Source organism: Sinorhizobium fredii USDA 205 (assembly GCF_001461695.1).
GTDB lineage: Bacteria > Pseudomonadota > Alphaproteobacteria > Rhizobiales > Rhizobiaceae > Sinorhizobium > Sinorhizobium fredii.
In genome coordinates this window covers 199,208-218,864 of sequence record NZ_AUTC01000001.1, presented here as the reverse complement: position 1 = coordinate 218,864, position 19,657 = coordinate 199,208, and the positions used below count along the sequence as shown (strand labels likewise).

The 19,657-nt window shown below is 63.4% G+C and carries 13 protein-coding genes; 7 read left to right on the top strand and 6 right to left on the bottom strand.

Annotated elements, in window-relative coordinates; translation table 11 throughout:
• Positions 1 to 54: 54 nt before the first annotated feature.
• Positions 55 to 264: a hypothetical protein gene (locus N181_RS00955; RefSeq protein WP_060563189.1), complete on the bottom strand. Its 210-nt coding sequence runs from the start codon at positions 262 to 264 to the stop codon at positions 55 to 57.
• Between the two features lie 274 nt (positions 265 to 538).
• On the opposite strand from N181_RS00955, the gene N181_RS32745 reads away from it, so the two are divergent.
• The 3 genes from N181_RS32745 to N181_RS00950 all read left to right on the top strand — a co-directional run bounded on the left by N181_RS32745 (position 539) and on the right by N181_RS00950 (position 2,569).
• On the top strand, positions 539 to 1,306 hold the full coding sequence (locus N181_RS32745) for a M50 family metallopeptidase (protein ID WP_109982122.1): 768 nt from the start codon (positions 539 to 541) through the stop codon (positions 1,304 to 1,306).
• 179 nt (positions 1,307 to 1,485) lie between these two features.
• On the top strand, positions 1,486 to 1,611 hold the full coding sequence (locus tag N181_RS34360; RefSeq protein WP_234885874.1) for a Stf0 sulfotransferase family protein: 126 nt from the start codon (positions 1,486 to 1,488) through the stop codon (positions 1,609 to 1,611).
• A gap of 751 nt (positions 1,612 to 2,362) precedes the next feature.
• The gene (locus N181_RS00950; protein ID WP_014327261.1) at positions 2,363 to 2,569 is read left to right on the top strand and encodes a hypothetical protein; all 207 of its coding nucleotides are present in this window, start codon (positions 2,363 to 2,365) and stop codon (positions 2,567 to 2,569) included.
• 65 nt (positions 2,570 to 2,634) lie between these two features.
• Here N181_RS00950 and N181_RS00945 read toward each other — a convergent pair whose 3' ends face one another.
• Positions 2,635 to 4,899 (bottom strand): PBP1A family penicillin-binding protein, encoded by a 2,265-nt coding sequence (locus N181_RS00945; protein ID WP_014327260.1) that lies wholly within the window; start codon positions 4,897 to 4,899, stop codon positions 2,635 to 2,637.
• A 250-nt stretch (positions 4,900 to 5,149) separates the two neighbouring features.
• Between N181_RS00945 and N181_RS33885 the strand changes: the two genes are divergently transcribed.
• Entirely contained in the window at positions 5,150 to 5,296 is a 147-nt protein-coding gene (locus N181_RS33885; RefSeq protein ID WP_012706799.1) for a hypothetical protein, read from the top strand.
• 143 nt (positions 5,297 to 5,439) lie between these two features.
• Here N181_RS33885 and N181_RS34355 read toward each other — a convergent pair whose 3' ends face one another.
• The 4 genes from N181_RS34355 to N181_RS00925 form a co-directional block, all read right to left on the bottom strand.
• Complete coding sequence (locus N181_RS34355) at positions 5,440 to 5,652, bottom strand: hypothetical protein (RefSeq protein ID WP_014327258.1); 213 nt, start codon at positions 5,650 to 5,652, stop codon at positions 5,440 to 5,442.
• A 280-nt stretch (positions 5,653 to 5,932) separates the two neighbouring features.
• Positions 5,933 to 7,237 carry a nicotinate phosphoribosyltransferase gene (pncB, locus tag N181_RS00935; RefSeq protein WP_014327257.1) on the bottom strand — a complete coding sequence of 435 codons (1,305 nt, stop codon included), beginning with the start codon at positions 7,235 to 7,237 and terminating at the stop codon, positions 5,933 to 5,935.
• A 66-nt stretch (positions 7,238 to 7,303) separates the two neighbouring features.
• Positions 7,304 to 7,903, bottom strand: coding sequence for a bifunctional nicotinamidase/pyrazinamidase (gene pncA / locus N181_RS00930; protein WP_014327256.1), 600 nt, complete (start codon positions 7,901 to 7,903; stop codon positions 7,304 to 7,306).
• A gap of 231 nt (positions 7,904 to 8,134) precedes the next feature.
• Positions 8,135 to 9,322, bottom strand: a complete 1,188-nt coding sequence (locus tag N181_RS00925) for a polysaccharide biosynthesis/export family protein (RefSeq protein WP_037391981.1) — start codon at positions 9,320 to 9,322, stop codon at positions 8,135 to 8,137.
• A 405-nt stretch (positions 9,323 to 9,727) separates the two neighbouring features.
• Here N181_RS00925 and N181_RS00920 point away from each other — a divergent pair, with 405 nt between their 5' ends.
• The 3 genes from N181_RS00920 (at position 9,728) to N181_RS00910 (ending at position 19,589) form a co-directional block, all read left to right on the top strand.
• Positions 9,728 to 17,230 (top strand): type I polyketide synthase, encoded by a 7,503-nt coding sequence (locus N181_RS00920; RefSeq protein ID WP_060563188.1) that lies wholly within the window; start codon positions 9,728 to 9,730, stop codon positions 17,228 to 17,230.
• Positions 17,227 to 18,642, top strand: a complete 1,416-nt coding sequence (locus N181_RS00915; RefSeq protein WP_037391972.1) for an aminotransferase class I/II-fold pyridoxal phosphate-dependent enzyme — start codon at positions 17,227 to 17,229, stop codon at positions 18,640 to 18,642. Before N181_RS00920 ends, N181_RS00915 begins: the two co-directional genes overlap by 4 nt.
• A 143-nt stretch (positions 18,643 to 18,785) precedes the next feature.
• A complete protein-coding gene (locus tag N181_RS00910) occupies positions 18,786 to 19,589 on the top strand; it encodes an SDR family oxidoreductase (RefSeq protein WP_014327253.1) in 804 nt (267 codons plus the stop codon).
• The last annotated feature ends 68 nt before the right edge of the window (positions 19,590 to 19,657 follow it).

Genomic DNA, 19,657 nt, shown 5'->3' with positions numbered 1-19,657 from the left:
TGGTACACACAGGCTTGACATGACGACCTAAAAACCCCACAAATGCGGGAGTTTTTAACCGATCTCGCCGAGTTCAAATCTCTCTAGCAGCACCAGTTTTTCGTTAGGCGTACTCTCGAAAAGCGTTCTCGCTAATTCGACCTTGAACCCCCAGCTTTCACGCACTTCAGTCGCTTGGAACACACGTTCCCTATCCGGCGTGGTTGCGGGCGACACATATCGGACGGTGTTGCCGGCTCGTAGTTTCGGCAGCAGAGACTCCATTGTCCATCCTTCGTGGTCGTTGATTCGATGGACCCAGGATCGCACAGAGCGAATCCGTCGGGTGGAGAAGCAGGCTAGCGGGTCGGTCACCGTCTCAGAGACTTCGGCAGTATCAAAGCTCGTCCCAGGCGGTGAGGATGGTACAGGCGTCAGCTTCGGTCGATCTGTCGCAAGGTCGCAATGGCGCAGCGTTTTGTTGGCGGCGCACTGCCTTCTTCAGAGTTGTGCTAATGCACTAGGCATCGTCAAGACAAGCAAGGGCCAAAAAGGGAACATGAAGATTACGTCGCGCGATGAGGGACTGGAAATCAGCGTTGCCAGTCTACCTCGAGTTTGGGTGCATGTCAGCCTGCCTGTTGTCGCGATCATGATCACGCTCCCGTTGTGGCACGGCTTTCATCCTCAAAAGCTTATAGCCGCCGCCATAATCGTCGTAGGAGTCATCGCATCGATATTCGCCCATGAGTTAGGCCATGCCTTGATGGCACGGCGCCTCGGACTGAAACCAGTGCTGATCAAGCTTCATTCGGGTGGTGGCGAAGCCATTTGGGAAGGCGAGAGTTGGACGCGAACACAAGATCGGCTGATTACAATAGCGGGGCCATTTGTAAACCTCATCCTCGGAGGAGCTTGCCTCGCCTCCTACGCGCTCTTTCTTCCTGACGCATCAAGCCCCTTCCAGCCCTCAGTGGAACGGTCTTGGATCACACCGCCGCCAATGGCCGATCCTCCGTTGTTTCGAGCTTTGAATTGGCTGGGTTGGATCAACATTATCCGGACGATTGTTGTCCAGCGTGATCGAGGGGCGTTGGGGACCTCAACGAGCTATGTTTTGGGTCGGACTTTTCGGCACGGCGTTGGCGCTCATTGCAAAGTTCGTGTTTTTTTGCGGCATTCTGATGGGGATGGTCATTTGGTCACCTCCCCATTTCGCACCAAACTGGAGAGCACTACGCCTCTCTCGGTTGCGAAAATCGAAGATCAGAGTTTCGCCAACCAGTGGACGAGGCACCGTGATCCGCCTCAGAGAAAGCAACCCTGAACAAAGAGATGGGTAGATATCATCCTCTCCTTGAAGGCGGCTTCGTCCGCATCGGAGGCGTTGTGCATTTCTTTCAAGCCGGGCTTTTTCACACACAATAGGCCCGAAGCGGTCACACAACTGTAGCTTGACGCTCTAGAGCACGGCGGCCCGGCAGAATTCCCTAGGTTGAAATAGCAATGTCGAAATTGTCCTCCTATCTCATCTGCACGTCTCCGCGCAGCGGCAGTACCCTTTCGAGCGCCGCGCCGGTGCTGCGCTCGACGACCAGCCGCAACAGGGCGACGAGGTCCGGCCGGCACTAGCTGCCATTGCGAAGGCTTTGGGGATCAAATGCGCCCGGGGTTTAGGCGGGGCGCCGAGTCCTCTCCAGACTCCTCGCTGCTGGTTGAGGCACTGGATGAGCGCAGCGATTCCAGTTAACTCATTGGCGCCCAAAAGGTTCCCGCCAAGTTCTTCAGTAATTCGCATGTGCCAAGAGGCACATTGAGCACCCCGCCAGATGTACCTTCCGCCGCCGATTTGGGAGATTTTCTCAAGGGATTCGGAGGAGCAAAATGCGCAGTTACCACGCCGGAGAATAATCCCCCTCCGGTGCGGGCCACGGGGGCCCAGAGCATCGCCGTATCCCCTCCGGCAGCTCTGGGACTCGGGTTACTTCCGCCCATCTGGGCCCGACCCCGTTTGAGCGGCGCTTTGTCCGCCGGCCTATTTTGTTGGCTTTTAGGAAGCCAATCCAGACGACCGCGTTGGATACGTCGCCTATGGCCTCGGCGACACGGTGGAGCGGCGTCTTCGACCCCTCAAAAGTCGCGGTTCTTCCTTCTGACGGTTCGCTAGCAGTGTCCGCTCCTCCTCTGCGGGCACTGTCCAGTTTTGCTAGCGCGCACGGGACTTTAGGACGTTAGTCTTACGAGACCGCGACAAAGGTCTTAGCCCAATTTTTCCAATGATTTAGCGGCATATTTTACCCCTTTGAAGGGGGCTGTAATCCTTGACTGTAACGTGTGCTGTGAGACCCTTTAGTCTGTGAGGTTGTAGTGAAAGGGGGCCGGCATGGCGACAATAGTTCACACCGAGAACGTGGGTAGACGAATACCCAATGACGATGACGTCGAGTTGGCGCTCGCCCTCGCCTGCGAATTGCTTGAGATGACGCGAGAAGCGATAATCCGCCTCATCATTCGCGAGTGGCTGGAGGAATACGGCTTTCTGCCAGTCCAGGAATTGGACGAGGCAAGCGACACAGAGGGTAGCGCATGAGGGGCTGCCTTTAGCGGCATCAACGAAGAACCTTCAGGCGCGGGACGTCGCACGCCCTTGAATCTCTACTTCTCGCACAACCTCCGCCCCCCGTAGTACGGCTGGAATGTGCAATCATCCGGCCGGAACGACCGATAGGCCCGTGCGCAAGCCCTGAAGTTGCAGGCGGGAGCGGAGCCCGCCGCTTGCGCGCCGCTCTCTTCCGGCGTGCCGGCGGCCAGCGCCGCGGTCATGAAGTTCTTCCAGATCCGTGCCGGCAGCTTGCCGCCGGTGACGTCCTTCATCGGTTTCTCGTCGTCGTTGCCGACCCAGACGCCGACGATCAGCGGTTCGGTGAAGCCGACGAACCAGGCGTCGCGGTGGTTCTGGCTGGTGCCGGTCTTGCCGGCGGCGAGCGTGCCGAGATCGGCTTCGCGGCCGGTGCCGCGCTGGACGACCAGCCGTAGCAGCGCAACGAGATCCGGCCGATACTGGCTGATATCGGTCACCGCCTCCCTGGAAGGGCCGACCCGGAAGGCTTGCGGCTGGCCTTCGGCATGGAGGGATTCGATTCCCCAGGGCTCGATCGGCGCCCGGCCGGCCCGGACCGAGGCGTAGGCGCCGGTGAGATCAAGCAGGTTCACCTCCGAGGAGCCGAGCGCGAGGCTCGGCGTATCGGTGAGCTTGGCGTCGATGCCGAGTTCCCGGGCCGCGGCGATCACCTCACCGATCCCGACCTCCATCGCCAGCGCCACCGTCGCGGCGTTCAGCGACCGCGCGAAGGCCTCGGCGATGCTGACCATGCCGCTATAGCCGCCGCCGAAATTCTCCGGGCGCCAGCCGTTGATCTCGATCGGCGCATCCTCGACCGGGTCGAACGGCGTCAGGCCCCTTTTCAGGGCGGCATAATAGACGAAGAGCTTGAACGCCGAGCCGGGCTGGCGCATCGCCGAGACGGCGCGGTTGAAGGTGCTCTTCGTATAGTCGCGGCCGCCGACCATGGCGACGACGGCGCCCTCCGGCGTCATCGCCACCAAAGCGGCCTGCGAGGCGCCGGCCTTGCTGCCTTCGCGGCGAAGCGCGTCGGCGACCACCTTTTCGGCGATCGCCTGCAGCCGCGGTGCCATGGTCGTCCTCACCTTGATCGTGCCGCGATAGGGACCGGCGAGTTCGCGGGCATCCTGCGTGATCCAGTCGGCGAACCAGCTTCCCGAGCGGATCGCCGGGCTGGTCGGCTGGAGCTTGCCGACATCAGCGCGGGCGACCTTGGCCTCTTCCGGGGTGATCCTGTCGCCCTTCACCATGGCATCGAGGACCAGTTCCGCCTGCTGGCGGGCGCCCTCCGGATTGGTGAGCGGATTGAGCTGCGAGGGGGCGCGGATGATCGCCGCGAGCATCGCCGACTCGCCGATATTGAGCTCCTGCACCTCCTTGTCGAAATAGATCCGCGCCGCCGCCGGCACGCCGGTGGCGCCGGCGCCGAGATAGATGTTGTTCAGATAGCGGGTGAGTATCTCGTCCTTGCCGAGCTTGCGCTCCAGCCAGAAGGCGATCACCGCCTCCTGGATCTTCCGCTTCCAGGTGCGGTCGCGCTCGAGATAGAGGATCTTGATCAACTGCTGGGTGATGGTGCTGCCGCCCTGCACCACCTCGCCCGCGCCGAGATTGGTGTAGACCGCACGGGCGATGCCCCTGAGGTCAATGCCGGAATGCTCATAGAAGCGCCGGTCCTCCCTGGCGAGCACCGCCTCGATGAGATGTGGCGGAAAATCCTTGCGTGCCGCATAGGATCCCTGAAACGGCCCCTGGCTCACCAGAGGCTTGCCGTCGGCGGTTTCCAGCACGACGACCGGCTTCAGCGACCCTTTGGCGATTTCGTTCCAGGGGACATCGCGGAGCGCCCAGGCGAAGACGACGGCGAGCAGGACGAACGACGCCAGGGCCGCCGCCGCTGCGCTGCGCAGCAGGATTGCGCGCCTGCCGGCCGGGCGCTTCGGTATGGCTTGCTGTTCTTCGCTTGCCGCGCCTCGGCGCGCCTTCAACCACCGGCTTGCCGCGCGCCCTGCCAAGGCGGCGGATCCGGCCTTGCCGTTCGAGGTCCGCCGCAGCCGCTCGATGGCGCCACGCGCCGCCGCGGCCGATCTCTCACCGGCCCGACGCGCTGCAACGGGCACTTCCGCGCGCAGCGCCCGGCCAAGTCTCGTCAGCGCACGGCCCAGTCCGGCAAGTGCTTTTCGGGTTTTTACAAATGCGGCGCCGTCCGAACGGCCCGGGTGATCGCGGCTCGGCTCGGCTTCTTCTGGCCCCTGGCTCTCCGGGCCAATCTTCGACGCGGCATCGCTTTGCGCCATCCGTGCTCTCGATCAGAATATTACTCATACGTTCGCACAGAACGCATCGGCCGGCGAGTGGTTGCCAGAAACATGTCCAAAACATGGTGGCGCCGCATCATTGTCTACGGGCCGGCTGCGGAACCCACGAAGATATTGTTAACCATATCCGACGTTACTCGGGGAACAGCCCGATCGCCGCCACAGGAATAACTCCATCTCACGCTTTTTTCAGCGGAGCGGCAAATCAGGCTTTCTTGGAGGACATGGGATGATCAAATCGGGTCTCGGCGCCACGATCGCCGTTCTCGTCGTGTCGATCGCGGTATCCGGGATCCTCCACGTCGCCCTGTCCCAGCATAGGACGCAGGCGAACGCCGCCGTCTCCGGCGAGATCACCTCGTCGATACCGCGGTAACCGTCGAGCGCCGACAGCATGCGTCGACCCGGCGCGCCGCTTGCCGGCCGGTTGACCGTCGAGGCAGGCGCCCGTCTCCGTCCACGCGGGAGCCCGTTGATACGGACCCGCCGCTCGGACGTCAAACGATGTTGTCGCTTGATTCAGAAAGCCCGCTGACGCGGTTCCGGTCTGAAGTCTCCGAGTTGAGCGAGAAGCTCGTCGGCGGAGCACTTCCTTCTGTCCATCAGGTCGAGGATGCGCCGAGCGGCTCTATCGGCCTCTGCTCCATCCTTGCCGACATTGTGCAGGGCGCACCAGACATCCAGTGCTCCGCGCATGACATCGACATCATCGGGTGAATAGGCTTGACGCACGAACCCCTCCCAAGGTGTACCTCAATTGGGGGCATCATGGGGCATTTCCGGGGAATTTCAAGAAAATAGTGAGGGACCCCAATAAGTCATATAATTGCGCCATTCGGAGCTGTTTTCTGATCGCCGAAGCCAGATCCTTCGGCGACGCGTCTGGTGCTAACGGAAGCTTAAGATTCAACCGTTAGTTTGATGGTGCGATGGTGGACACTCGCAATTCCCCTTTCTTTGAAACCGGCTCAGCCGGTTTCTTTTTTATGGGGACCACGCAGCGGAAGAGCCCTCATACCCGGACGTTCTGCTCGACGAAATCCTCCGATCCGAAGAACTTCAAATAACGCTCGACTTCGGCGGGATCGCCGGTCGCCTTGCGCGGATTGTCCGACAGCTTGACGGCCGGGCGGCCATTGGCTTCGCTGACCTTGCAGACGATCGAAATCGGGTTGAGGCCGCCGATCTCGGTCGGCGCGCAGCCGGCAAAATCATTGGTCAGGTTGGTGCCCCAGCCGAAGCTCATGCGCACGCGCCCTTCGAAATGGCGATAGGCCTTGATGATCGTGTCGACGTCGAGCCCGTCGGAGAAGATCAACAGCTTGTCGCGCGGGTCCCGGCCCATCTTCGTCCACCAGGCGATGATCTTCTCGCCGCCCTCAATCGGCGGGGCACTGTCCGGCCGGAAGCCGGTCCAGTCCGCCACCCAGTCGGGGGCATTGCGCAGGAAGGCGGCGGTGCCGAAGGAATCCGGCAGGACGATCAGCAGATTGCCGCCATAGAGCTGGTTCCAGTCCTGCAGGACCTTGTAGGGGGCGGCGGCAAGTTCCTTGTCATTGCGGGCAAGGGCGGCCGCCACCATCGGCAGTTCGTGGGCATTGGTGCCGAGCGCCTCCAGATCGTTGTCCATGGCGAGGAGCACGTTGCTCGAACCCGAGAAGGAGGCGCCGATGCCTTCCTTCAGCGCCTCGACGCACCAGCGCTGCCACAGGAAGCTGTGCCGGCGGCGCGTGCCGAAGTCGGAAATGCGCAGGTTCGGATATTGCCGCAGTTGCTCGACCTTCGACCACATCTTCGCCTTGGCGCGCGCATAGAGCACGTCGAGCGTGAAGGGGCCGAGGCCCTTCATCGCGGTGCGCGAGCGCAGCTCGTTGATGATCGCCAGCGCCGGGATCTCCCACATGGTCGTCTCGACCCAGCGACCGCGGAAGGTCAGCTCGAACTGGCCGTCGCGGCGCGACAGCTCGTATTCGGGCAGGCGGAACCTGGCAAGCCAGGAAAGGAATTCCGGCGAGAAGATCTGCTTGCGGCCGTAGAACGTGTTACCGGCGAGCCAGATCATCTCCTTCTTGGTGAAACGCAGGGTGCGCGCATGATCGAGCTGGTCGCGCAGTTCCTGTTCGTCGATCTCCTCGGCAAGGCGCACGGTCTTGGTGCGGTTAATCAGCGAGAAGGTCGCATCGACGTCCGGATAGAGCTGCCAGATCATCTGCAGCATCAGCAGCTTGTAGAAATCCGTATCCAACAGGCTGCGGATGATCGGATCCAGCTTCCAGGTATGGTTATAGACCCGCCGCGCGATATCGGTCTTTGGCATCTCGGACTACGCTCCTTCTGGATCGCCACCGGGCCGTGGCGATCGATTGATCCTGCTCCGGCGCGGCTAGATCAGTTCAACGCCCGCATCACGCATGCGCCGGGTCATCGCGGCAAGCGATCCGTTCAGATCGATGCCGCGACAGGCGCCAAGCACGACGGAAGTCGAAAAACCCTCAGCGACCGCATCGAGCGCCGAGAAGGCGACGCAGAAATCGGTCGCCAGGCCGCAGAGCGACACTTTGGATATTCCGCGTTCGCGCAGGTAGCCGGCGAGGCCGGTCGGGGTCCGGTGATCGTTCTCGAAGAAGGCGGAATAGCTGTCGATCCCGGTGCGGAACCCCTTGCGGATGACCAGTTCCGCAGTCGTCCATCGCAGAGCAGGATGAAAATCGGCGCCCGGACTTCCCTGGACGCAGTGATCGAGCCACAGCGTCTGCTCGCCATAGGGCATCGTTACCGTCTGGAAGGGCGCCTTGCCGGGGTGGCTCGACGCAAAGCTCGAATGCCCGGCCGGGTGCCAGTCCTGCGTCAGGATGACGTGCCGGGCCCCTTCGATCAGGCGGTTGACGATCGGCACGATTTCATCGCCGCCCGCCACCGCAAGCGCGCCGCCCGGGCAGAAGTCGTTCTGCATGTCGATGACGATCAGGGCATCTTCAGCCATGGCCACTCCTCGCGATCACCGACCAACATTGGCGACCGGCAAATCGATTTAACCGCAAGATCAATCACAGAACGCGCGAGGCGGCAAGCATGTTCGCCGGCTGCTCGCATTCCGGCGGAAATGAACGCAAGCCCATAAAGGCGATCGATTCTAGGATGTTAGCGGCGGAGCGGCCAAGCGCGGCTTCGTTCGGAGGGGCCTGGCCTGTGGGGGACGTGCCCCACACGACCGTCAGTTGTTGAGATCGTCGAGATTGTCGGCGATGTTGACGCCGGAGTTCGCAATGCCGATCGGCCGAGCGATGAAATCCATGAACTTCGTGATGTCGACCGAGGGGTGGCGCGAGGCGTAGATCACGTCGCGATTCTTGATCGGGAAGGTCTGTCCGACGATCAGGCTGTCCGGGTTCGTCATGTTGAAGCGGTAGACGATCGGGTAGCGGCCGACCCTGTCGGGCTGCATGCCCTTGCTCAGCATGGTGTTGAAACGCTCCCGGCCGAGCAGGCTCATGACGATGTCCGGCTCCTCGTAGCGGAAGACGAAGTAGCCCTTCGCATCGATGGTCCGATCCGCTCCGCCGCCGGCGAGCGCCACGGCTTCGAGCAGGTTCAGGTCGTTGGCGCCGAACTCGACGCGCTGATTGGCGCGCACCTGGCCGAGGATCGTGAAGGTGCGCGGATCGCGGGTGACGAAGATCTGGTCGCCCTGCTTGACATGGATGTTTTCCGACGGGCTCTCGATGATCGACTTCAGCAGAACCGTGCCGGTCTTCTTGCCGCGCACCAACGTGACATAGGTCTCGTACGGCTGCGCCGAGGGACCGCCGGCCTTGGCGATGACCTCGTTGATCGTTTCGCTGACGAGATTGAGCGGCACGACCGACGGGCGGCCGACGGCACCGGACACGGTGACGATGCGCGAAGCGGTCGACGTGCTGGTGACGATGACGTCCGGCTCGACGGCCTTCTGCTTCAGCGCGTCGAGGATCGCCTGGCGTGCCTGTTCCAGCGTCAAGCCGGCGAAGCGGACGGAGCCGACATAAGGGATCGCCGCCTTGCCGTCCGGCTGGACAACGAGGTCGATGCTCGTCTGCTTCGATTCCGTTGTGGAAAACAGGCCGTCACTGCCGGCCTCGAAAATGGTGACCTTCAGCTGGTCGCCGACGCCGATCACCACCTGACCGACCCCGCCGCCAATGCCGAAGCGGCGGCTCAGCGTCGTCGCCACATACTCGGAAACGAGCCGTGCGGACTGGCCGTCGATATCGATGATGTCGAAAACGGTGGCGTTCTTCCTGCCGATTTGCGATCCCGATTGGCCGGCCTCTGCGACGATATCGCTTGTCAGGGGCCCCTCGCCCGGTACAGCCTGACACCCCGCTAGCGCGGTACAAAGCAGAAGGGCAGTCACTCGTTTCACTACTTCACTCCGTATTCGGCACAGCGATGATTCCATTCAAACATCTGCGCCGCATCCTTCCCGGCAGGAATCCGCCGGTCACTGAAAAGCACAATCGCCGTCCCACAACAAGCCACCCGCCGTTAAGCGAGCCAAAATATTCGGAACTGCGCCTTTCCGGCCATACTGCCGTCGAAATCGGTTACGTGCTGTCGCCGTAATTGTGTTGGACGGGGATTGCAGGCCGTTTATCTAGTCCTTTGGGGTTGAAAGCTAGGCCCTATGAGTTAAAAGCTCCCTAATGCAAGCAGGGGGACAAAAAACGGGGAAAACCACTCAGCAAACGTATCGCCGGTTGCAATTTTCGTTTGACGTTGCAATTGGCTGGGACAATTTTAACGGCAGTTCTAGAGCGTTCGATCATACATGACTGTTGAAATCATAGGGCGTGCATGCCTGGCACCTGGAGCGCAATCGCCGCAGGCGCTCTTCAAAATCCTTCGTCAAGGCATGTGCACCGTCTCCAGCGTGCCGGGCGATCGTTGGGACTTGGCGCGCTTCTGGCACCCGGTGATGGGAACGCCGGGCAAGACCTATTCGTTCGCCGCCGGCGTTCTCGACACGATCTACGATTTCGACCCGGCCGTGTTCGGCATGTCGCAGCGCGAGGCCATGTATATGGACCCGCAGCAGCGGGTGCTGCTGCAGCTTGCCTGGCGCGCCCTCGAGGACGCAAATATCTCGGTCGCATCGCTGCACGGCGAGAATGTCGGCGTCTATATCGGCGCGTCGAGCCTCGATCACGCCAACCTGACGGTCGAAGACCCGGCAGCCGCCGGCCCCTATTTCATGACGGGCAACACGCTCTCGATCGTCTCCAACCGCATTTCGCACGTCTTCGGGCTGAGCGGCCCGAGCATGACCGTCGATACCGCCTGTTCTTCCTCGCTGGTCGCGCTCGACCAGGCTATGCGGGCACTCAATGCCGGCGAGATCGATACGGCGATCGTCGGCGGCGTCAACATTCTCGCCCATCCGCTTCCCTTCGTCGGCTTCGCCCAGGCACGCATGCTGTCGCCGGAGGGGCTCTGCCGCGCCTATGACAATGACGGCGCCGGCTATGTCCGGGCCGAGGGCGGCGTCGTCTTCGTCCTGCGGCGCTCGGACCGGGCGCGTCGGGAAAGGGACCGGAGCTACGCCAGGATCGTCGCTTCCGGCACCAACTCGGCCGGTCGTACCAACGGCATCTCGCTGCCTTCGCGCGAGGCACAGGCCAATCTGCTCAAGGCAATCTACGAGGGCAACGGCATCGACGCCAATCAGGTGGCCTTCGTCGAGGGCCACGGCACGGGCACCAAGGTCGGCGACCCGGCGGAAGTGTGGTCCATCGGCACGGTCATCGGCGCCAGGCGCCGGGCCCCGGTGCCGATCGGCTCCATCAAGTCGAATATTGGCCATACCGAGCCGGCCTCGGGCCTGTTCGGCATGATGAAGGCCGTGCTGGCGCTCGAGCACAACTATCTTCCGGCCTCGCTGCACTTCGACACGCCGAACGAGCACATCGACTTCGAGGGCCTCAATGTCCGCGTCACCGCCAATCCGATCGAACTCCTGAAGGGCAAGCGCGCGCGGCTCGCCGGCATCAATTCCTTCGGCTTCGGCGGCGCCAACGCGCATGTCGTCATCAGCGATCCCGATCCGGTCCAGCAGGAAAAGGCCTCGGCCGCATCGTCCGGACACGTGTTTCTCGCAAGCGCCCATACGCAGTCGAGCCTCGAAAACCTGCTCAAGGACTACAAAGGGTCCTTCGCGAACGCTTCGAAGGAAGAGACGCGCGCCATCATCGCCGCCTCGGGCGCGAACCGCACCCACATGCGCCACCGCTTTGCAGCGCGCAGCGATCATCCCGAAGACATCGTCCGTGCGATCGCCAGCCACCTCGACAATCCGGGTTCGGATATCGGCGAAGTCGGCGAAGCGCCGGTCAAGAATGCGCAGGTCGCGTTCGTCTTCTCCGGCAACGGCTCGCAATGGGCCGGCATGGGCGCCGATGCCTTCCGCGAAAACCTGCACTTCCGGCAGTCCTTCACCTCCGTCAGCGCACTCTTCAAGTTCCACTCCGATATCGATCTCAAGGATCTGCTGACCGATCCGGAACTGGACAAGAAGCTCGCCGACACCAAGATCGCCCAGCCGCTGCTGTTCGCGATCCAGGCTGCACTTTCCGACTCGCTCGTGGCGATGGGCGTCAAGCCGGCCGCCGTGTTCGGCCATTCGGTCGGCGAGATCGCCGCAGCCTACGCGGCCGGCGCCCTGACGCTGGTCGATGCCGTGTCGATCGTCGCAAAGCGCTCGCTGCACCAGGACCTGCTGGCGGGCCAGGGTACGATGGCAGCCGTGATGCTCGGCGAGGAGGCGGCGGCCGCCTTCGCTGAGGCGCGCGGCCTCGACGAAGTCTGCGTCGCAGCCGTGAATGCGCATAATTCGGTGACGATTTCCGGGCCGGCGCACGAGGTCACCGCCTTCCGCGACGCCGCCCGCAAGGCGAAGATCCCGGTCCAGATCCTCGACATCAACTACCCGTTCCACCATCCGATCATCGATCAGGCGAAAGAGGCGTTCCTTGCCGATATTCCCGATATCGCCCCGCGCCGGACGGAACTGACCTATCTCTCGACGGTCACCGGCAGCGCTCTCGACGGCACGGAGCTCGATCCGGACTATTGGTGGAAGAACGTCCGCGAGCCGGTGCGCTTCCAGGCGGCCACCGACGCGGCGCTCGCGCTCGGCTGCCGGTTGTTCATCGAAATCTCTCCGCGACCGATCCTCGCTTCTTACGTCAAGGAGACGATCAAGCAGGCGGCGGCTCCGGCAACGGTGGTTGCGACCTTGCTTCGCGATGCCGCGGAGAAGGGGCAGGACCCGATCTCGGCATCGATGGCGCGGGCTGTCGCACACGGTGCAGCGGTCGACCGGCCGCGCGTCTACGGCAAGCGCGACGCCTTCATCGAGCTGCCGAGCCTGCCGTTCGAGCCGGTCGAGCTGCGCCCGCAGGCCACCACGGACGCGACCGATCTCTTCGGTCGCTCCAGCAAGCCTTACCGCCTTACGGGCTGGCGCGGCGACCCCAACAGCGGCAGTTGGAAAAACCATGTCGACGCGCATCTTTTCCCGGATCTCGCCGAACACGTCGTCGACGGCAAGGCGATCCTGCCGGGCAGCGGTTTCATCGAGATCGCCGTCTCCGCGGCGCAACAATATTACGGCAGCGACGAGGTCGAGATCACCAATCTCGAGATCGTCCGGCCGCTCGAACTCAGCGACAGCCGGATCATGGAACTCTCGACCATCCTGTCGCCGGAGACGGGGGACATCGAGATCCGTTCGCGCGAGCGCCTGTCGGAGGACGACTGGACGGTCCATGCGGTGGCGAGAAGCCGCAAGCCGATAGCCGGCGCAAACGCAAGACACCCATCGATCAGCGGCCTTGCCAAAACAGGCATCGTCACGCCGGCAAAGGCCTATGACACGGCCAAGCAATTCGGGCTCGACTACGGCCCGCATTTCCAGTTGCTGGCCAAGGCGGTCGCATACGGGGACCGGCTGATCGAGGTCGAGCTGAAGGCCCCCACCGGATCAGGGCATCCGCTCGTCACCTATGCACTCCATCCGATCTCTGTCGACGCGACCTTCCACGGGCTGGTGGCGCTCTTCGACCGCTTCACCGGCGAAAAGGGCGGCGCGCCCTATATTCCGGTCCGCTTCGGTTCGGTGCGTGTCGTCAACGCAGGAAGGCCGATTGCCCGTGCGACGATCGAGATCGAGCGCGTCAGCGCCAATTCGATCAAGGCAAGGTTCCATTTCTACGATGCGGCCGGCGAGCCGATCGCGCATTTCGACGATTGCCGTTTCCGCCGGACCTATCTGCGCAAGCACAAGACGCTCGACGGGCTGTCCTTCCACTATGAGACCGTTCTGTCCGACGTGATCCTGCCCGGCGCGAAGCTTGCCGGGACTGTCCCGGCGAAGCTGTCGGAACCGGCCGACGCCGGCACCGGCGTCGACAATGCGACGCTGCTCTTCAATGCGGCCATCTATCGCGCCTGTCATGAGATCGCGCTCAAGCTGGCGCACGGGAAGAGCACGATCCAGGGCAATGGCTTGCCGGGCGATTTCGCGTTTCAATGCTTCCTGACGAACTGCCTCTATGCGCTCGAGGATGCCGGGCTCTGCGAACACCAGAACGGCAATTGGAAAGTCGCGCCGGAGTTCACGCTTCCGACCGTCGCAGAGATCCTTGGCGAGCTCTACGGCGAGCGTCCCGATCGCGCCGTGGAAGCGGTGTTGATCAACAACGCCCATGCGGAAGCACTGAGCCGTCTCGCCACGCTGTTGGCCGGAACAGCCGACGGGGAGGCCGCGGCCTTCAACGCCGGCTTCATCAGCGAGGCGACGCTCGATCACCAGGCCGTCCATTCGGTGTCGAGCCGTTCGCGCATGGATCAGGTCCTCGGCATGGTCGAACGCGCCTTGGCCGCACAGGTTCGTGGCGCTCGCCTGCGCATCGTCGAGTTGGGCAGTGTCTCGGCGGGCTTCACGCGGCGTCTGGCCGATCTGGCGGCCCGGCATGGGACGACCCTTTCCGTCGTCGAGCCGCGCGACAACGCCCAGCGCAATCTCGAGATCGCCTTCGAAGAAGAAGCGCATGTGCGCATTCTGAAGAAGAGCGAATTCGCCGCGATCGGGCCCTTCGACCTCGCCGTCAGCGCCTCGGACAACCTGTACCAACTGGTCGAAGAGGAAGCCGGCATCCGCACCGCGCTGCGGTCGACATTGCGGGAAAACGGCGCCCTGGTCGCTGCCGTCAGTGCGCCGTCGATCTTCAGTGACTTCGCCTTGGGCCTCTCCGAAGGCTGGTTCGAACGCAGCCAGACGGCGGAGTTCCCGATCGGCAAGCGCGCCGCGGTTTCGCACTGGCAGAAGTGTCTGGCCGATCTCGAGCTTAGCGACGTCAGCGTCAGCGATTGCGAGTGCCCGCACGGCAATGCGATCCTGATCGAGGCGCGCGGCACGGCCGGCGCGGCACGGCCGCCGGCAAGCCACGCTGGCGGAATCCCCTATCTGCTGATCGAAACGGACGTCCGGCGCAGTTCGGCTCCCGCTGGCGCCATCCCGGTTGCCGCCTCGGGCGACCTGGCTGCCGATATCGCCGTGCTCGGGACAGCGATCGACGGGCTCGGCGAAAAGCCGGTCCGCGCGGTTTTCGTCTCTGCGACGGCAGACCACATCGGCGACGACGATTCCGCCTTGCTGCAAACCCAGGTGCTGGCGCTCAGCGCCTTTGCCGAAGCGCTGAAGCAGCGCGCCGGGAACGCCGAACTCGTCGGAGAGGCGCGTCCCCGTCTGGTGCTGGTGGCGCCGGGCGGCGGTCCCGTCTCGGAATCGGCGAGCTCGGGCGTGAATTCCGGATTGTGGACATTCGTCCGCGTGTTGCAAAACGAGTACGAATTCCTCGACGTTCATTCGCTCGATCTCGCCGATCGAACCGCGAGCTATGAGGAGATGCTCGCCTCGGCATTGCCGCTGCTCGCCATCGAGGGTTCCAACCGTGAATGGCTGCTTGATCGGGCGACCGGCCTGGTCTCGGAAATCCGCGCCGTATCTGGCCCCGCCGCCAAGAGCGAAGGCAAGATCAGCGCTTTCTCGGCGGCTACAATTCGCCAGCGCGTCAGTTCACAGGTCAGCAGCATCACCTGGGAAGAAACCGATGTGCCACGGGCGGGACCCGGGGAGATCGTCGTCTCCGTCGCCGCCACCGGGCTCAACTTCCGCGACGTCATGTGGGCGATGGGCCTGCTGCCGGAAGAGGCGCTCGAAGACGGCTTCGCCGGCGCGACGATCGGCATGGAGCTTTCCGGCCATGTGGTCGAAGTCGGCGAAGGGGTTGACGATCTCGCCGTCGGCGACGCGGTGATGGCAATCGCGTCCGCCGCCTTCTCGACGCATGCGGTCGTCTCCCGGGCGGGCGTCGCCAAGCTGCCGCAGACAATCAGCCCGGTGGCGGCCGCCACCCTGCCGGTGGCGTTCCTCACCGCCTATTATGCGATGGTCGAGCTCGGACGTATCCGGTCGGGCGAGACGATCCTCATCCACGGCGCCGCCGGCGGCGTCGGCCTCGCCGCACTCCAGGTTGCCAAACTGAAGGGTGCCAAGGTCATCGCGACGGCCGGAACCCGCGAAAAACGGCGTTTCCTGACGATGCTCGGCGCCGATCACGTCTTCGATTCCCGGTCGCTCGGCTTCGTCAACGACGTTCGTGCCGTCACCGGCGGCGAAGGGGTGGACCTCGTTCTCAACTCGCTGTTCGCCGAAGCGATGGAGCAGAGCCTCGCGCTCGTCAAACCGTTCGGGCGGTTCCTGGAACTCGGCAAGCGCGACTATTACGCCGACAGCAAGATCGGCCTCAGGCCGTTCCGCCGCAACGTCAGCTATTTCGGCATCGACGCGGACCAGCTCCTCGTCAATCAGCCGGAGCTGACCAAGCGGATCTTCATGGAGATCGGCGAACTCTTCGACCAGGGCAGGCTGACGCCGCTTCCCTACCGCGCCTTCGATTTCGACGAAATCGGGAATGCGTTCCGGCTGATGCAGAATGCCGGCCATATCGGCAAGATCGTCGTGCTCCCGCCGGTCGCCGGCCAGCACGAGATTGCCGCGAAGCCGCGCCGGGGCATGAAGGTCGATCCGGATGGCATGCATCTCGTTGTCGGCGGTATCGGCGGCTTCGGCCTTGTCGCGGCGAACTGGCTCGTCGAGAAAGGGGCGCGCAACATCGCGCTCTGTTCACGCCGCGGCCAGCCGGATGCCGCAACCAGCGCGATGGTCGACCGCTGGAAGAAGGCCGGCGTGGCGGCGTCGCTCCACGCCTGCGATGTCACCGATGCCGCTGCGGTGGAAGCGCTTCTCGCTAGCCTGCGGGCGCAAGCGCCGCTGCGCTCGATCGTGCACGCGGCGATGGTGCTCGACGATGCGCTGATCAGCAACCTGACGCACGAGCGCAACAGACCGGTCATCGACGTCAAAGCGAAGGGCGCAGCGATCCTCGACCGCCTGACGCGCCAGGACGCGCTCGACAACTTCATCCTGTTCTCCTCGGCAACGACGCTCGTCGGCAATCCGGGCCAGGCAAACTATGTGGCCGCCAACGGTTATCTCGAGGGCCTCGCCCGCGCCCGTCGCGCGGCGGGGCTGGCAGGGCTGGCCGTCGGTTTCGGCGCCATCGCCGATGCAGGTTATCTGACGCAGAACGCCGACGTGAACGACCTGCTCGCAAAGCGCATCGGCAAGACGGCGCTCAAGGCCCATGTGGCGCTCGACATGGTGGAGAGCCATATCGCCGCCGATCCGGGCGGCGTCGACGCGGCCGTCGTCATGATCTCCGAAATCGACTGGGGTGCGGCGCGCAACCTGCCGGTTGCCAGAAATGCCCTCTTCGAGGTCATCCTGCGCAGTGCCGACCAGCACGCCTCCGGCACCGAGGGCACCAAGATGGACCTCGTGGCGATGATCGAGGGCAAGTCGCCGCAGGAGGCGGAGGATATCCTGTTCGACCTCGTCGCGGGCGAGATCGCCGCCATTCTTCGGGTGGCCAAGGATACGGTGACGCGCAGCAAAATCCTGAAGGAAATCGGTCTCGACAGCCTGATGGCGGTGGAACTCGGCATCAGCTTCCAGCAGAATACCGGGTTCGACATGCCGCTCAGCGGCGTCGCTGACAACACGACCGTTGGCGACGTCGCGCGCAAGCTTTATGAAAAGGTCAGCAAGCGCGATCAGAGCGACGATGGCGAAGCCGGCGACGACAAGCTCGTCACCGAACTGACGCAACGCCATGTCGGAGCAGCCAAGGAAAAAGCACTGAGCCAATGAGCAAGGACGGAAACGGCCAGACCTTCTCCAAGATGAACAGCAGCCTCAGGGAGAACCTGCTGGACAGGATGAGGAACACGCATCAATCCTCCGAGCGCAACCGTATGGCGCGCTCGGAACGGGACTTGCCGCCTGCGCCGCGCCGCCACCAGGCGCGCTTCGAGGATCTGCCGGAATACAAGCAGGTGCAGGCGCAGAAGTTCGCCAGCGAGCAGCTCGGCATCGCCAATCCGTTCTATCGGGCGCATCAGACGGCCGCCGGCGCGACGACGATGATCGACGGCCGCAAACTCATCAACTTCGCATCCTATGACTATCTCGGGCTGAACCGACACGCCCACGTGCTCGACAGGGCGCGCGAGACGATCGAAACCTTCGGAATTTCCGCCTCGGCAAGCAGGCTCGTGGCGGGCGAAAGACCGGTTCACGTCGAGCTCGAGGAGCGGATCGCCCGCTTCTACGGCGTCGACGCGGCCGTCTGTTTCGTCAGCGGCTACCTCACCAATGTCGCGGCCATAGGCTGCCTGTTGGGGCCGCAGGATCTCGTCATCCATGACGAATTCATCCACAACAGCGCCCTTGCCGGCATCAAGCTTTCGGGCGCCGCGCGCCGCCTCTTCAAGCACAACGATGCGGCCGACCTCGAACATGTGCTGCGCACCGTTTCCGGCGACTATCGCAATATCATGGTGATCGTCGAAGGCATCTATTCGATGGACGGCGATGTCGCCAACCTGCCGGCGCTCCTGAAGCTCAAGGCGGAGTTCGGCTTCTGGCTGATGGTGGACGAGGCCCATTCGCTGGGCGTGTTGGGCCGGCGGGGCAAGGGCCTTGCCGAGCATTTCGGCGTCGATCCTCACGAGGTCGACATCTGGATGGGGACCCTGTCGAAAACCACCTCGAGCTGCGGCGGTTATATCGCCGGCAGCGAGGCACTTGCGGCCGTGCTCAAGGCGTCGGCCGGCGGCTTCGTCTACAGCGTCGGCCTCGCGCCGGTTCTCGGCGCATCCGCAGTTGCGAGCCTTGACGTTCTCGAACGGGAGCCGGAGCGCACCGCAGCGCTGAGACGCAATGGCACCCTGTTCCTGAAGCTCGCCAAGGAGGCCGGTCTCGACACCGGCTTGAGCGGCGGTTACTCGGTCGTGCCGGTGATCGTCGGCGATTCGCTCAGAGCCGTACAGCTGTCGAACGACCTGCTCGCCGCCGGCATCAATGTGCTGCCGATCATCCATCCCGCCGTTCCGGAGGGCATGGCGCGGCTGCGCTTCTTCATCACCAGCGAGCATACGGAGGAACAGATCCGCCGTACCGTGACGCTGACGGCCGAGCGCCTGAAGGATCTCGTCGAACGGAATTTCGGCCTCGGCGGCGTCGATATCGACCAAATGCTGAAGACGCTCTCGGCACGCTAATGCATGTCGCCCAAAAGTGCGCAGCGGTTTTGGGCGACATGCATAAAAACAAGAACCTAAAGCGCGCCGCGTGAATACATTGAATGCGACGCGCTTTAGACATCGTGGCTGCGTCGTGCCCGCGGCGGCAAGCAGGTTACTGCATGACCCATGTGATCATCACCGGCGGCTCGAGCGGCATCGGCCTGGCACTCGCATCCCTCTATGCGGGCCGCGGCGCGCGGCTGTCGCTGATTGCGCGCTCGCGCGATCTCCTGGAACTGGCAGCGCAGACGCTTGCCTCCAAATACGGTGCGCGGGAAAGCGATATCCATATCGAAGCCGCCGACGTCGCGAACGAGGCAGAAATCGGCTCGGCGATTGGCCGCTGCATCGAGGCGCTTGGCCCCTGCGATATCCTCGTGACCTCCGCAGGCATCGTCGAACCGGCGCCGTTCCTCGATGCGTCGAGCGCCGCCTTCCGCCGCCAGATGGAAACGAACTTTTCCGGCACCGTGCATGCGGTGCGTGCCGTCTACCCGGACATGGTGCAGCGGCGCAGCGGACATATCGTGATGATTTCTTCGGGTTCCGGACTTATCGGCATATATGGCTACACGGCCTATTGCGCGTCGAAATTCGCCCTGCGCGGCTTTGCCGAGGCGCTGCGCAGCGAAGCGCGCTGCCACGGTGTCGGCGTATCGATCGGCTTTCCGCCAGATACGGAAACGCCGCAGTTCGAGCGGGAAATCGCAGAGCGTCCGCGCGAGGCAAGCGTGGTGATGGGCGTCGTCCGCCCCTGGAGCGCCGAGGCCGTTGCCCGGAAAATCGTCGACGGCATCGATCGGAAACGGTTCGAGGTCTATTTCGGCCTCACGCTTTTTCTGCTCGGCCGCTTCGGCCCCGCGGTTCGGCCGCTCATCAACTGGTGGTTCGACCGGGCGATCGCGCGCAGCCGGGGACGGTAACCGTGGAGGTCCCCGTCGCGCGCCTTGTGCCGGTGGACGTTAGCCTCTAAGTGGATGACGGCCTGCTG

What these genes read in the sequence shown, in the direction of transcription:
- N181_RS00945 (WP_014327260.1), bottom strand. Translation starts at nt 4,899, where the DNA reads ATGGCGCAAAGCGATGCCGCGTCGAAGATTGGCCCGGAGAGCCAGGGG.
- N181_RS00950 (WP_014327261.1), top strand. Translation starts at nt 2,363, where the DNA reads ATGGCGACAATAGTTCACACCGAGAACGTGGGTAGACGAATACCCAAT.
- N181_RS33885 (WP_012706799.1), top strand. Translation starts at nt 5,150, where the DNA reads ATGATCAAATCGGGTCTCGGCGCCACGATCGCCGTTCTCGTCGTGTCG.
- N181_RS00915 (WP_037391972.1), top strand. Translation starts at nt 17,227, where the DNA reads ATGAGCAAGGACGGAAACGGCCAGACCTTCTCCAAGATGAACAGCAGC.
- N181_RS32745 (WP_109982122.1), top strand. Translation starts at nt 539, where the DNA reads ATGAAGATTACGTCGCGCGATGAGGGACTGGAAATCAGCGTTGCCAGT.
- N181_RS00955 (WP_060563189.1), bottom strand. Translation starts at nt 264, where the DNA reads ATGGAGTCTCTGCTGCCGAAACTACGAGCCGGCAACACCGTCCGATAT.
- N181_RS34360 (WP_234885874.1), top strand. Translation starts at nt 1,486, where the DNA reads ATGTCGAAATTGTCCTCCTATCTCATCTGCACGTCTCCGCGCAGCGGC.
- N181_RS00920 (WP_060563188.1), top strand. Translation starts at nt 9,728, where the DNA reads ATGACTGTTGAAATCATAGGGCGTGCATGCCTGGCACCTGGAGCGCAA.
- pncB (WP_014327257.1), bottom strand. Translation starts at nt 7,237, where the DNA reads ATGCCAAAGACCGATATCGCGCGGCGGGTCTATAACCATACCTGGAAG.
- N181_RS00910 (WP_014327253.1), top strand. Translation starts at nt 18,786, where the DNA reads ATGACCCATGTGATCATCACCGGCGGCTCGAGCGGCATCGGCCTGGCA.
- pncA (WP_014327256.1), bottom strand. Translation starts at nt 7,903, where the DNA reads ATGGCTGAAGATGCCCTGATCGTCATCGACATGCAGAACGACTTCTGC.